At 37.3% G+C, this 14,716-nt stretch carries 7 protein-coding genes and 3 pseudogenes; 6 read left to right on the top strand and 4 right to left on the bottom strand.

All coding sequences use genetic code 11. The features are described 5' to 3' along the window. Positions 1–420: 420 nt before the first annotated feature. Positions 421–1,662, top strand: a complete 1,242-nt coding sequence (ltrA, locus tag G0028_RS09865) for a group II intron reverse transcriptase/maturase (RefSeq protein ID WP_180047752.1) — start codon at positions 421–423, stop codon at positions 1,660–1,662. A gap of 64 nt (positions 1,663–1,726) precedes the next feature. Beyond that, positions 1,727–2,221, top strand: a pseudogene (locus G0028_RS09860) (IS3 family transposase); the annotation flags it as partial. A gap of 170 nt (positions 2,222–2,391) precedes the next feature. On the opposite strand, the pseudogene G0028_RS09855 reads toward G0028_RS09860, so the two are convergent. Beyond that, positions 2,392–2,610: pseudogene (locus tag G0028_RS09855) on the bottom strand (IS30 family transposase); the annotation flags it as partial. Positions 2,611–2,919: 309 nt separating this feature from the next. On the opposite strand from G0028_RS09855, the gene G0028_RS09850 reads away from it, so the two are divergent. Next, positions 2,920–3,852 carry an IS5-like element IS17 family transposase gene (locus G0028_RS09850; protein ID WP_174894013.1) on the top strand — a complete coding sequence of 311 codons (933 nt, stop codon included), beginning with the start codon at positions 2,920–2,922 and terminating at the stop codon, positions 3,850–3,852. A gap of 378 nt (positions 3,853–4,230) precedes the next feature. After that, positions 4,231–11,325 (top strand): annotated as a pseudogene (locus tag G0028_RS09840) (PLxRFG domain-containing protein); the annotation flags it as partial. Between the two features lie 54 nt (positions 11,326–11,379). Here G0028_RS09840 and G0028_RS09835 read toward each other — a convergent pair. Both G0028_RS09835 and G0028_RS09830 read right to left on the bottom strand, forming a co-directional pair. Continuing rightward, positions 11,380–11,997 carry a DUF4124 domain-containing protein gene (locus G0028_RS09835; protein WP_180045208.1) on the bottom strand — a complete coding sequence of 206 codons (618 nt, stop codon included), beginning with the start codon at positions 11,995–11,997 and terminating at the stop codon, positions 11,380–11,382. A gap of 214 nt (positions 11,998–12,211) precedes the next feature. Continuing rightward, the gene (locus tag G0028_RS09830) at positions 12,212–12,571 is read right to left on the bottom strand and encodes a hypothetical protein (protein WP_227554711.1); all 360 of its coding nucleotides are present in this window, start codon (positions 12,569–12,571) and stop codon (positions 12,212–12,214) included. A gap of 804 nt (positions 12,572–13,375) precedes the next feature. On the opposite strand from G0028_RS09830, the gene G0028_RS09825 reads away from it, so the two are divergent. Continuing rightward, the gene (locus tag G0028_RS09825; RefSeq protein ID WP_130073547.1) at positions 13,376–13,759 is read left to right on the top strand and encodes a hypothetical protein; all 384 of its coding nucleotides are present in this window, start codon (positions 13,376–13,378) and stop codon (positions 13,757–13,759) included. Continuing rightward, on the top strand, positions 13,756–14,382 hold the full coding sequence (locus G0028_RS09820) for a lysozyme (RefSeq protein ID WP_180045207.1): 627 nt from the start codon (positions 13,756–13,758) through the stop codon (positions 14,380–14,382). The genes G0028_RS09825 and G0028_RS09820 overlap by 4 nt, the downstream gene beginning before the upstream one ends. Positions 14,383–14,431: 49 nt before the next feature. Here G0028_RS09820 and G0028_RS09815 read toward each other — a convergent pair whose 3' ends face one another. Further along, on the bottom strand, positions 14,432–14,650 hold the full coding sequence (locus tag G0028_RS09815; protein WP_130073549.1) for an excalibur calcium-binding domain-containing protein: 219 nt from the start codon (positions 14,648–14,650) through the stop codon (positions 14,432–14,434). Positions 14,651–14,716 lie beyond the last annotated feature (66 nt).

Genomic DNA, 14,716 nt, shown 5'->3' with positions numbered 1-14,716 from the left:
AAAGTCCCGGTCGTGAGCGTTATGGAAAAGGCGTTGTATAGGCGTCAGGTAAGAATTAGGAAGGCGAACACCAGTGAACTGCCGTTCAAGTGTCGAAAGTACTCAAATGACATCAAAACCGGGGATGGATGTTGCCCCGCGATCAGTTTGGCCGTTACCTGCTTACGGGCCATTCGGTGTCCGGCGTAGAGGCAGCGCGATCCTAATTCAGGCTCTTACGTTGAACTGCGGGAACCTTCGGTGGCGATGTCAAGCGAAAGGCACAAGCTCAAAAGGCAAGGCTGATAATAGCAATGCGTCACCAAGGGGCGGAGCAACTCGTAGTAGTGTTGAAGTTACTGTAATGGTAATGGAGCGAAGGGGTTGCATTATCCAGGTCTACGGATTTGTCAACTGTGCAAGCAGGAGGAGCAAAACTTTATGACCAAACCATTTAACATTCCTAAAGCGTTAATCTGGGAGGCATTTAAGAAAGTCAAAGAGAATGGCGGTGCTGCAGGCATCGATCATGAATCTATTGAGCAATTCGAACACCACTTAAAAGGCAACCTGTATAAACTATGGAATCGACTTTGTTCAGGCAGTTATTTTCCATCGCCAGTCAAAGGTGTACCGATTCCAAAGAAATCAGGTGGGGTACGTATGTTAGGCATTCCAACAGTAGCGGATCGAGTAGCACAAACAGCTGTCAAGCTTATATTGGAGCCACGGATTGATCCTCTATTTCATCCAAACTCTTATGGCTATCGTCCAGGGCGTTCTGCCCATGATGCGATAGCTATGGTGAGGCGACGAAGTTGGGAGTATGACTGGGTTGTGGAATTTGATATCAAAGGTTTATTTGATAACATTGATCATAATCTACTCATGCGTGCACTTAAGAAACACTGCGAAATTCCATGGATTCTTCTCTATGTAGAACGCTGGTTAAAAGCACCTATGCAAAATGTAGATGGTCAAGTTTTAGAAAGGAATCGCGGCACACCGCAAGGTGGAGTTATCAGTCCTCTATTGGCTAATTTATTTATGCATTATGCTTTTGACATGTGGATTACCAAGAATCTTGCGAGTGTAAGATTCTGCCGCTATGCGGATGATGGAGTAATTCATTGCCGAAGTTTATCTCAAGCCAAACTTGTTTTACAAAAGATTGGTGCACGATTTCGTGAATGTGGACTCGAATTACATCCAGATAAGACAAAGATTGTTTATTGCCAAGATGTGAATCGTCGCCAAGCATATCCCGATGTTCAATTTACTTTTCTCGGGTACACGTTTAGGCCCCGTAAGGCTGTGGACAAGTATAAAAGAGTTTATGTAAATTTCTCTCCTGCAGTCAGTCGTGATGCACTTAAAGCAATGCGACAGACTATTCGGAAATGGCATCTACATCTGATGTGTAATCGCGAATTAAGTGATTTATCTGCAATATTCAATCCAATTCTTCAAGGTTGGCAGCAATACTATGGTCGATTCCATGGTTCAGCAATGTCAGCGATCTGGCAACACATGAATGCTTATCTTATACGCTGGATGAGGCGTAAGTATAAAAACTTGGCCCGTCATAAAAGACGGGCTAGATATGCCTTAGGGCGACTTGCGCGTGATTTTCCAAATGCCTTTGTGCACTGGAAAATGGGATGTTTACCAACGGTTGGATAATGGGAGCCGGATGAGCTGAGAGGTTCACGTCCGGTTCTGCGAGGGGCTAAGGGTGAGATTCCCTTGGTCTACTCACCCATATATATGGACAGCTGAAGGCTGGCTGTATTTAGCTGCGTTAAAAGACCTTTGCACTAAACAAGTAGTTGGGTATAGCTTGAGTGCAAGGATGACAACACAACTTGTTTGTAATGCACTGAGTATGGCTATTCGCAATCATAAACCACCTCGAAACTTAATTATTCATTCGGACAGAGGCAGTCAATATTGTAGTCATGAATATCGGAATATGCTTGAAAAATATAGTTTTCAAGGTTCGATGAGTAAAAAGGGTGACTGTTTTGATAATGCACCAATTGAAAGTTTCTCGGGTGAGGAACAACGTTCCGCAAGTAAGAACGAACTTGTACATCATCGGAACTATAAAACGAGGGAAGAAGCTAAGGCAGATATTACAAAATACATAGAGCTCTTCTATAATCAGCAGAGAATTCAGAAAGGACTGAATTTTAAGACACCAAATCAAATGGCAGAGGACTTTTACAAGTTAGTTGCCTAGAATCTCCCAAGTGGAAGTGTCCTGTTATTTCAGCACACATCAATATCATGTATGGTTAATCAATCTAAGCTAGGGGCGTTAGCCTTACAGACTTATCGTAGTATTGTAGAAACTAAAACTCCATCATAAAATGCTTATATCAATTCATTCTTTCAAGCTGATCTTTTAAAACGGATCGCTTCAACAATAAATTTCCAAAGGATTGAATCGATTTTGAGTTTTCTATGACCACGTCTACGTCTAGCGAAGGTGTTATCAGAAGCATATCGAGCTTGATAAACGTCATTGATACTATTTCTTTTAAGTTCACGATAGATCATACTAGGATGTCTTTTAATAAGTTCAGCAAATTTTCTGGGTGAAAAGCCTTCTTTTCTTGATTCAAGCATTAATGCAGTACGATCTTCAAAGTTAAGATGATGGTATGACAATTTTATATACTCCATAAACCTTTTAAATTAATTAGGTGGTTTATGTCGCACTTCAAGTTTTACTCTGCCCAGATACCATACTAATAAAATCAGTGGCCCAAAGTATTAAAGATGTATACGTCTCCTTTTCATCAGTTTTTGAATTATTTATGGCTGACCACATATTATTAAGAGAACTTACAGTATCACCTAAATCTGAAAGCTTTGCATCTCGGCTTTGTTGCACAAACCTATCTGTAAAGGCTTTTTCAGCGATATAATTTTCAAATGAAGAAGCCTACACACAAAATCTACCGTACAACCAATTGGCCCGCATATAACCGAGCACTCATGAGTCGCGGAAATATTGCCATTTGGTTTGATCCTGCTACGCAATGGTATGCTCCATCAAAAGGCAAACAAGGGCGAAATCAAACCTACTCCGACGCAGCTATCCAATGCTGCTTAATGATTAAATCCTTATTCCGTCTATCTTTACGTATGGTCACTGGCTTTGTGCAAAGTCTGATTAAACTTTGTGGATTAAATTGGACCGCACCAGATTACAGTACGCTTTGTAGAAGACAAAAGCATATTGATATTGCAATCAGCTACCAAAAAAGTAGCGATGGGCTGCATCTACTCATAGACTCTACAGGCATGAAGTTTCTAGGTGAGGGCGAATGGAAACGCAAGAAACATGGACCTGAATATCGTCGCCAATGGCGTAAACTTCATATTGGTATAGATGCTAAAACCCTTCAAATACGCGCTATTCAACTCACTACAAATAATGTGAGTGATTCACAAGTGCTTGGTGATTTACTCGATCAAATTCCACAAGATGAGCAGATTGACTCTGTTTATACCGATGGAGCTTATGACACCAAGCAATGCCGTCAGGTCATTGCAGATCGGCAAGCGCATGCAGTGATTCCACCTAGAAAAAATGCGAAACCATGGAAAGATACAAAGAGTAGCTCGCTAGCGCGAAATGAATTACTTCGAACAGTTAAACGTTTAGGCAGGACACTATGGAAAAAATGGTCAGGCTATCATCGCCGCAGTTTGGTGGAAACCAAGATGCATTGCATCAAATTATTAGGCGATAAATTAATGGCAAGAAGCTTTCCTAGTCAGGTGAATGAGATTCATGCACGTGTAGCAGTCCTCAACAGATTTACGGAATTAGGTCGACCACTTACCCAAGTTACGCCTTAAATTTGGCTCAATTAGGGGCGCTTTGCATTTCAAATCTTTGTGCAACAAAGCCGTTTGGATGCTTAAAATAATACTGACAAATCTCAAACTAGTGGCATTGCAGATCAACTTGCGCAACTAGAGCAAAATTTTAATGCGATAAAGGGAAATAGTCTTAAACAGGCTATTGAAAAAAGTAAAATCAAAAAACAAATTGATCAGCTTAAATCTCAGCAGCCTGAAATTACTACAGCACCATTTGGTTCTGAGCAAATTCAAAAACAATATGGTGATACAGCCGAAAGTGTAATGTCTGATGTTGAAATTTTGGGTGATGATTTCACAATTGATTTGCGTGATAAAAATAAAAAGACCAATGCATTAAATAATCCTAATTATAATGCTGTACAGAAAGCTGATGGTTCAGTAGAAATTGTAGGCATGAAACACCCAACTACAGGAGAATGGGTAGGTAAAAAGCCTAATGCTATGAGTATTGATGAAAATGCACATCAGGCTGCAACAAGTTCACAAAACAATACCCCTGAACCAACTCAAGCCCAGATTGAAGCTGGTAACTATAAGAAAGGTCATATAAAAGTTCATGGCTTAGATATATCTATTGAAAATCCAAAAGGTTCAGAACGTCGTGGTACTGATCCCAATGGGAAAGAATGGGCTCATACGATGAGCGATCATTATGGTTATATCAAACGTACCAAGGGTGCTGATAACGAGCATATTGATACCTATATCGGTAATAATCCAGATTCTAATCAGGTATTTATCGTAGATCAGGTTGATCAAGAATCAGGTAACTTTGATGAACATAAAGTTATGCTGGGCTTTGACAGTCAGGAAGAAGCGGCTACAGCATATAAATCAAACTTTGATAAAGGCTGGAAAGTAGGTCCTATTCGTAACATGGATATGGAACAATTCAAAGATTGGCTTAAAAATAAGGATACTTCCAAACCAGCAATACAGAAGAATGTAAAAGACAGTATTGAAAATATACGTGCCGAAAAAATCCGCCAAAAAGATTTAGCTGATATGCACAACAGTGTTTATGGTTTGGCTACAGATGAACAATTACAGGAATCACTGAAACATTTAAATAAAGAAATCAAAAAAGCACAAAAGCAAAGTGAGAATGAAGTTGTCAATGGAAAGCGTAGTACACGTAAAGCTGTTGCTGCAGGTGCTTTGGATCGTTTTTTAAAAAATCGTGTGGATTTGGAAACTTATATTAAGGCGCGTAAGAATGGGGAACTAAAGCAAAGAACAAAAAATATAAAAGATTTTAGCCGTAAAATAGCAGAACAAACACAGGTAAACGTTACAATTCAATCGGATTCTGAAATTGGGCAAGATGGGGTAAAACGACTAGATAACATATTTACTGAAATTTCTACCAACCAATTTAAAGAGAAAGAGAATGATCGATTTACCTCACGAAGTAAAAGTCAGCAGCAGAGTCGAGATCGCTCAGATCATTTACCAACAAGCGACACCAGAGCAAAAAATTCAAATGGAATCACTGCTGAAGCGAGTGATGGAACTTCAAGTGCTGGCCCAAACAGTGACCCAAGGACGCAAGAAGATTCAACACGAACTTCTCAATCTGATATTTCAGATGGGTCATATTTTCACCACAGACAGCGAAGTATTCTTCAAGATTCAGAAAGAGGTCGTGGACAAGCACTGGCAGGAGTATCAGAAAAAAATCAGCGATTAAATTCAACTTTTGGGGTTTTTAATCTGAGTCGTGCTGTTAAGCACATTATTTCGCTTTTTAATCATCTCAAAATGACCGCTACACAAGATGCGTCTTCTAGTGGACGTATCAATGTCAGTCTTCATGATAGGATCAGGGTCAGCAAAGTTGGGGATATGAATACCAATGGGTTTAGTGTTCAGGTTATTTCTAGTTTTATTGATCTTCCGAAAGTCATACAAGATAAGGCAATCTACCAAAATGAAAATGGCGAAACCCAAAATTATGATGTAAGCGGTGTTTGGCATGATGGCACGCTTTATGTGGTTGCTGATCAGGTTTACGGGGATAGCAATAAACAGCTTACTACATTTGATGCTTATGAGGAATTATTGGCACATGAAATTGTTGGGCATTTTGGTGTACAACAGATATTTGGTCGAGAATATAAAACCAAGTTACAACAATTGTTTAATGCACTTGGTGGGCTGGAGGGGATCCGCAAAATAGCCAAAGATAATGGCGTGAATATGCAGCAATTTGAAAGTGCATATATTGAACCATATATCCAAGGTGTAAAAGATGAAATTTATACTGAATATAATGTTCAGCAGGCTTTGGTCGGTGAGCTATTTGCATTTGTTGCACAGAATGCTGAAAAGAAACCCTTTGTGCGTCAGAAATTAAAAGAAGTGCTTGGTTATATCCGCCAATGGTTTCGTGATCGTGGTTTTGATAAATTCCTTTCACGTTATAATGATGCTGACCTCATGATGTTTTTGGCAGAAGCTCGTAAGGCTGTGGTCGATCAACGTTATTTTGGAAAGTATAAAGATCAAAAAATAGAAACAAAACAAGATTCTAATATTCCTCAATATAATCGAAATATCAAACCTACCACGCCTATAGCTATTCAATCTGATTCTGAAATTGGGCAAACGCATTTTATTCCAAGCCACCTAATGGACTCGGTGAATAAATTGGGTGATGTCGTTGATGATTTGGCATTGATGAGAACGGAAGGAGTTGAATATGATCACGACTATGCTGTTCAGTTGCTCAATAAAATTGCTACTTTAAATCCAAATATAGAGGTTATTTTTACACGTAATCCTAAGCTCGCAACAGGATTATCAGAAGGTGGCTATTATCCTTTTAGTCAAGATGGTACTGAAAAAATCTATATCTATCCACAGGGTAATTGGGAAAGTGATATTTTAAGCTTGGTAAATCATGAACTTGTACATGCTGTGACATATCAGGCAATCGCCCAAAATAAAGTTACCAAAGACGATCTAAATTTTTTAAAAAAAATGAGTGAGACGCTTAGAAATTGGATGTTTAAAAATCCAATGGCGTTAGATGAGTGGATAGAATATCGTTTTGATTATGGTATAAATGATCAATATCATAATGAATTAATAGCAGTATTTACCGCTGAATTTGATGTGCGTCAGTCATTTTCTTCATTACAGGAGCAACTTTTCAATGAGTCAAAAGAGCAAGCAACAAATTTTGCAGGAACACAAAAAAATGACCATGCAGAATTTCAACAGACTCCCTCAAGAGATCCAGCAAGTACTGAAAGATCTTCCTCAGCAAGTCGAGAAAGCGCAGAGAATAGGGCAAGTCAATCTGAACGACAGAATAATTCAAATAGAACTAGAGAAACTAGGACTCAAGTACACTTTTTAGATGAGTTTGACGATATTGTTCAAAGAATCATGGCGTTAAACCATGAGCAACACAAACAAAACAGAAGTGCTGAAAAGAATAAGGATAAACCTTTATACAGTCGTCAATCAGCGAGTAACTCAGGTTCTACAACCCAACAAGTACGTGATGTTCTTGTAGATCGTTTTGGTAAAGACACTATTAATGAGTTAGAGCGTCAAGGTAAACTTGAAATCATTCAAGACTATCAGGTTGAAGGTGTTGAGGGCTTTTATCACAATGGTAAAGCTGTACTCGTTGCATCAAATCTGACCGCTGAAAGCACAGTACCAACATTCTTACATGAGTTGGGTGGTCACGCTGGTTTTCAAAATATGATGAACCAGAAGCAATATAATGAGTTGATGCGTCAGTTTGATAAGTTGGTTGAACAGCGGCATCCTGTTGCTTTGGCTGCAAAATTACTTGCGGAGCGTGAACAAGGCTCTGAACGTCAGCAGCTTGAATATTTGCCCTATTTATTGACACTTTCAGCAACAATGCAACAACGCAATGTGATTCAACGAAATGCACTGCAAAAGTTGATAAATAATATCGTTTCGTTTGTCAAAGCATGGGTATTTGATCATTTTGGTATCAATCTTAATTTGAATCCTCGCGATATGCTGGCATTGTCAGAGCGCATGATTGGGCAAATTAAACATCAATCATCGTTGGATCTAGTTCGTCAAAAATATCATGGTACACATCAATGGATGAAAGCACCAAACGGTGCAGCTACCCATCTTTCAGAACAGCAATGGTTACAAGTCCGTACACCCGAGTTTAAAAAATGGTTTGGTGATTGGGAAAATGATGCTGCAAATGCTTCACAGGTATTAGATGAAAATGGAGAACCTAAAGTTGTATATCATGGCACAGCATCTGAGTTTAATGAATTTAAACAAGGCCATGGCATATTAGGTGATGGTATTTACTTAACCGATAGTTTTGATACAGCTGATGTGTATGCCAATATTCGTGGAAAAAATGGCTTTGTATTGCCTTTATTTGTCAATATTCGTAACGCATTTCAGACTACAGCAAATGTATCAAGAGATGAAATTATTAAGGCGACAAGTACTGGAAAATATCAAGGCGTTATTCATCATTTTGATGATCAAGAATATATTGTTGCATTAGAGCCTAATCAAGTAAAAATGGCTGAGGGCAACACTGGCACATTTAATAGTGAAAGTGCAGATATGCGATTTAGTCGATCTACTCAGGGTATGACAGATCGTCTAAGTGAAAATATTAAAAATTTGTACAGTGGCAACTTTAAACTACCAAGTATGGCTGATGCAATGAAATATGGTTTGATGTTTCTGAGTCGTATGCAGATCACAGATATTTATAAAAAAATTCTACCTCAGTTATCTGTATACAATGACTTGGTGCATCAGATGGATGCTGATAAAAATGATATAGCTGCTCATGCAGATAATATTGTGCGTGAATGGGCTAAGTTAAATAAAAGAATCGATAAGAATGACCCTAACTCTAAAACAGAAGAAGAAGCATTGGCTGACTTAATGCATGAAGCCACTTTGGCTCAGATCGACCCAGCCAAGCCACACCAGTCAGGTGATGATAAAGTTAAGTATCAGCAATTATATAAAGCTTACAACGCTTTATCTCCTGAAGCTCGAACAATGTATAAAAAAGCACGTGATGCTTATAGTGGGCATTATGCCAAAGTACGTGAGGCGGTCAGGGAGCGTATTCTACGATCAGCGTTAAGCAGTCAGAAAAAATCAGATTTGCTAAAAAATATAGAGGGTTCTTTTGGTCAAATTAAAGGTGTTTACTTCCCTTTAGCTCGTTTTGGTGAATATATTATTGTAATGCGTAATAAAAATGGTGATGTAGAAAGCGTCAGCCGCGCGGAAACTAACAATGAAGCTGAATCTATACGTTCTGAATTAATGAAAAAATATCCACAATTTAAAGTGGATCCTGTGAAATTAGACAAAGAGTACAATGCAAGTCGTGATGGTGTTGAGCGTGGCTTTATGTCTGAACTTTTTAATGAAGTTGAAAATTTAGGCTTAAGTACGGAAGCTCGGGCAGAATTTGAAGATACTTTAAGTCAATTATATCTATCATCTATGCCTGATTTATCCTGGGCAAAACATGGCATTCATCGAAAGGGTACTGCTGGGTTCAGTCAGGATGCTCGTCGTGCATTTGCTCAGCATATGTTTAGTGGTGCAAATTATTTGGGGAAACTGCGCTATGGAGATCAGTTAGCCCAACAACTTACTGATATGCAGAAACATGCAGACAATGAATTTAATAAAGACATTGGTTACGATCAGCGTTCTGCACAACGCGTTATTAGTGAAATGGAAAAAAGACATGAGCTTTTAATGAATCCTAAAGGGAATCCATTATCAAGTTTTCTCACAAGTGTTGGTTTCATGTATTACATGGGTTTATCTCCTGCTGCAGCTATGGTCAACCTATCTCAGACAGCTTTGATTGCTTATCCAATCATGGGTGCGAAATGGGGTTTTGATAAAGCTGGAAAGGAATTGTTAAAAGCATCACAAGACTTTGGAATTGGTTTAAAAAGTGGATATAAAACGCCAGACTTTTCAAACTTGGAGGGCTTTAAAAATAGTGTTGGTGATATTTATAACCCAGATATCGCATCGATATTAAAAGGTGATGAACTAGTTGCGTATGAAGAAGCTGTAAAGCGTGGTGTGATTGATGTTACGCAAGCTCATGATTTAGCAGGTATTGCTCAAGGTGAAGATAGTAAGGTAATGTGGTATTTCCGACCAGCTATGCGTTTGGCAAGTGGCATGTTTCATCATGCAGAACGGTTTAACCGTGAAGTAACTTTCATTGCAGCCTATCGTCTAGCACGTCAGCATGTTAGTACTAATGGTTCAAAAGCAACACACAGTGAAGCTTTTGAACAAGCAATCGATTCTGTATATAAAGGTCATTTTGATTATTCAACAGGAAACCGAGCACGTTTTATGCAAGGTAATATTGCAAAAGTGGTATTACTATTTAAACAATATGCTCAGAATATGATTTATACCTTGGTACGCAATGCCCATCAGTCAATTTATGCGCTCGACCCTAAGGAACAAAAAGAGGCTCGTCGTGCTTTGGCTGGTATTTTGGGTATGACGACTTTGGCAGCTGGTGCAATTGGATTACCAATTACAGGAATGCTTTTCACTGCCTCTGTTTTAATCGCAAAGAAAAGTAAACTCGGTTCTGCTGCATTTTTTGCGGCTTGGGCTGTGGGGTTCTTTGGTGCTGCGGATGGTGATGACGATGATCCCTATGAATTAGAAATTGTTATTCGAAATTGGTTGGCAGATATTCATCCTAAGTTTGCTGATTTAGTATTTAGTGGTTTGCCTCGTGCATTCAGCCCAGTAGATTTATCTGGTCGAGTTGGTTTAAATAACTTAATTTTCCCTGATGTTCAGGATGGGCTTGAAGGTGCTGATTGGGCTAAAGGAATGCAATCGGCATTACTGGGGCCAGTAGTAGGAATTGGAACAAATATTGCTAAAGGCTTTCAGGAAATCAATGATGGTGATTATGGTCGTGGCATAGAAACCATGTTACCCGTGGTACTAAAGAATGCAATGAAATCTATGCGTTTTGCAAATGAAGGTGTATTAACTAAAAATAAGGATGTGATTCATAATGAAGAAGTGACAGCGGTTGAGTTGTTTTCTCAAGCTATTGGTTTTTCTCCCTCCGATATTAAGACTTCAATGGAGGGGCGTTCAGCAATTTATAAATATAAAACCAAACTTTCAAAACATCGCAGCGAATTAATGCATAAGTGGGTTGTTGCTAGGCAGAATGATGATAGTGATGGAATGAATAAGGCATGGGCTGAAATTTTAAAATTTAATGAAAATGTCAGTGAGAAAAATCCAAAAATGCGGATTAATCGCATGAACCTTATGCAAAGCTATAAAGCTACTGAGCGTAAAGCAAAAGAAACTGGTGATGGAGGAGTATACCTTACTAAACGGCAGAAAGGTGCTGAGGAGCAAGGTGGGTTTGCGTTTAATCGTTAAAGGGAAAAGCCACCTAAAGGTGGCTTTTTTTATTCTTAATTTCTACTCAAATGATTAATTACACTGCATTTGCCCACCAACACTTTGGCATGAGCCACCTGTAGAAGGGAAATAAGTATCACCTGTACCACGATTATAACGTGCACCATCTGATCCCCAGCATCCCGCACTATCACAGTTTGTTATTGTGGATGGTTGACGTTGTGTCACGGGGACAGAGTAAGAGCTATTTGAGTTGGAGTAACTATCACTACTAGATACATTTACACCATTCATTGCTGCTAATGTATTACGTTGGTTGGAGGTTAAACCTCTAGCTCCTGTATATAGTGTGCTAGCTTCCTGAATAATTTTTTGGCGCAATGCTTCATTTTCAGGTGTCCGTTGTGGAGTCATGGCTTTATAAGTAGGTCGATAATATGTTTCACTTGCACTACGATAAGTTGTGGGAATAGATGAATTTGATTTAAATTCATACGGTTTATCTGTTGAATGGCTTTGTGTGGTGCCTAGGGATCGAATGGTTTCGATAGGCTGTTGTTTTACGCCATTTGGTGGTCGTTTACTTGAATATGTAACATTCCCTTTTGCATCGACCCATTTGTAAACTTCTGCATATAGATTTACTGGGATACACAGTAAAAGAAATATTGTAATTTTTAATAAACTCATGTGCATCTCAAAGATAATAATTCTATGAAATTACGATAGATTACTTTTAGAGTAGTATCAATACCTTGAAAGATTTACTAGCTTACTAAATCCTTAGTTTGGCATACACCGTATTGAACAAATAATTTATCACAGAATTTTCAAGATATAAGTGAAGGGAGTCACCTTACTTTTGTGGAATAAAAAGAAGCCACTACTAAGGTGGCTTTACTTCTTATACAGCTAGATCATCTACAAAAGTTTTTACTAAATCAGGATGCTGTTGTTTGAAGTCATTTAATTCTTCTGAACATAGATCACAAAAATTATTTGCCATACTCGACGTTATGCGAGCCAATGTTTGTGCTGTAGAAAAATCATCTGACTTTTCAGCAACAATACTCGCTAATACTTGAATTTCATTAAATTTATGATTTGATGCACTAATAAATGCTAGCAAATTTCGCAATTGCTGTTCACTGACCTGAACTTGCCGACCTTGAGTAAGTTGAGGTATATTACTCAGTGTTGGTATCTCTTTGTCAACTGCAACTAAGCCCCGATCCGCCAAGATATTGTGGGCTTTTTTGTGCAAAAAAATTAATGCTGAATATAAGCAAAAATTTCTTTTTAATGCATCCTTTATTTTGAATATCACATTTATTCCTCTACATGAAATTAAGATTATTAAATTTCTAAAACGTTATTTTGTCAATACGTAAATTTATTATTTTTCCAATGAATCTGTTTTTCTAATAATAAGTACATTATTTTAAATTTTTCCGTTTACTTATTTATTTGGTAATTTTGATGAAAAAGTAAGTCACCGCTGACTTACTTCCATGAAATCATAAATATGATTAACTATAAATATAGTTTTATAGTTTTATAGTTTTATAGTTTTATAGTTTTATAGTTTTATAGTTTTATAGTTTTATAGTTTTATAGTTTTATAGTTTTATAGTTTTATAGTTTTATAGTTTTATAGTTTTATAGTTTTATGATTAATCATAAAATACATTGGCTTAAGGTTTAATTGGTATTTTTTAATACAGCTTTATCTATTGTTTTATTATTAAGATAACGAATGTTTAATTTGTTTCTTTAATTATAAAAAAGCATTCTAATTAATAAAACAAAAATTAATTTTATTTTTTAAATAATAGATACTACATAACATTTATTAAATACAATTAGGAATCGCTTAATATGTTTTTAAAAATAATCAGGTATTAAATAATAATTTATTGAATGTAATTAAGGTATTATTTAATGGTTATTAATATATCTATATTTTAATATAGATTATGTACATATGGCTCCCCCTGTAAGCCTAACTCTATGTTTAAAAATGTTCCTAAGATAAATCACATTTTTTAAAAAAGTTTTGGGGCAAGTCATGCAAGAAAACACAATTCCTTGGATTATCAAAGTCGTACCAGCTGTTGTCGGTGCAATTCTTGCTCTAGTATTGAGTGGTGATATTGATAAAGATGGAAAAATTAAGGTTTCTTTCGGTGTAATTGGTAAGTTTTTAGCAAGTGTAACAGTGAGCTTATATGGTGGTTCAGCCTTTATTGAGCATTTTAATTTATTAACAAAATCGATTATGTACCAAGGTTTTGTAATGCTCATTTTTGCAGTTTTTGGACTATTAGCAATCGGCATTTTTTATCAATCAATTGCATTATTAAAAGGTAAAACAATAGCCGAAATCATTAGTGAAATTAAAGCTGCCTTTATTGCAATTTGGGGTAATGGTAAAGGAGGAAAAAGCGAATGAGCATTCATCAAGATAAGCAAATTGCACAAGCTTTTTCATGGTTACGTGCAATGTCAGGTGGCAAGCTTACCCAAGAACAAGTTATTGCTGGTGATCAAATTATTGCACAAAATGGTTTGAATGTATTTGCACAATTAATTGGCTTTAATGTTCCAAAAACTATGGTTTATGGACAACGAGATATTTCTGAGTGTGGTTATGCAATCATTAGAGATGCTGAGGGATTTCGTTCAAAAGCGTATTTGGACACGGGAGGCGTTTGGACAATTGGCTTTGGTACCATCAAGTACCCAAATGGTACATCTGTTCAAAAGGGTGATGTATGTACGACTCAACAGGCTGAACAGTGGTTAAAAAATGACTGTAAATGGGTCGATGCTTGTCTTGATAAAAATGTCAAAGTTAATCTTAATCAAAACCAATTTGATGCATTGGCTTCTTTTGTCTACAACATAGGCGAAACTGCATTTGTAAAAAGCACAATGCTTACGCTTATTAATCAAAACAGTTTGACCTTAGCTGCAAATCAATTTGATCGCTGGGTGTACGATAACGGTAAAAAGATTCAAGGATTGGTGAATCGTCGCAGTAAGGAAAAAGAATTGTTTAAAAAAGCCCTCTGATGAGGGCTTCCGTTAAGCGAGATCTATTAAAAAATATTTATAAAAATGACTATTTGTTCTTCGGGCATTTTGTCCCGTTTCCACCAGGCAGGCAATCACATGCTTGACCATCGCCATCACGGTCTAAACTTTTCCAACCTGTTTGTCCTGATTTTTTGCGTTGTTCATACCAAGCCTGTGCCTCTTTTTGTGTTTTAAAGTCAGCACATTTTTTGGCATAAGCTTGGATAGAGGTGAATCCCAAAACTAAAATAAGTAAAAATTTCATAAATTATTTTAAAGTCAAAATATTATGTGAAGTCTAGCATTTATTTTGATATGTGGTAAAAATGTA

This window comes from Acinetobacter piscicola (assembly GCF_015218165.1).
Taxonomy (GTDB): Bacteria; Pseudomonadota; Gammaproteobacteria; order Pseudomonadales; family Moraxellaceae; genus Acinetobacter; species Acinetobacter piscicola_A.
The sequence above is the reverse complement of the archived record's forward strand: the minus strand, read 5'-3'. Positions and strand labels throughout refer to the sequence as shown.

Coding starts and splice junctions, on each gene's coding strand:
- G0028_RS09825 (WP_130073547.1), top strand. CDS start 13,376: ATGCAAGAAAACACAATTCCTTGGATTATCAAAGTCGTACCAGCTGTT.
- G0028_RS09815 (WP_130073549.1), bottom strand. CDS start 14,650: ATGAAATTTTTACTTATTTTAGTTTTGGGATTCACCTCTATCCAAGCT.
- ltrA (WP_180047752.1), top strand. CDS start 421: ATGACCAAACCATTTAACATTCCTAAAGCGTTAATCTGGGAGGCATTT.
- G0028_RS09820 (WP_180045207.1), top strand. CDS start 13,756: ATGAGCATTCATCAAGATAAGCAAATTGCACAAGCTTTTTCATGGTTA.
- G0028_RS09850 (WP_174894013.1), top strand. CDS start 2,920: ATGAAGAAGCCTACACACAAAATCTACCGTACAACCAATTGGCCCGCA.
- G0028_RS09835 (WP_180045208.1), bottom strand. CDS start 11,997: ATGAGTTTATTAAAAATTACAATATTTCTTTTACTGTGTATCCCAGTA.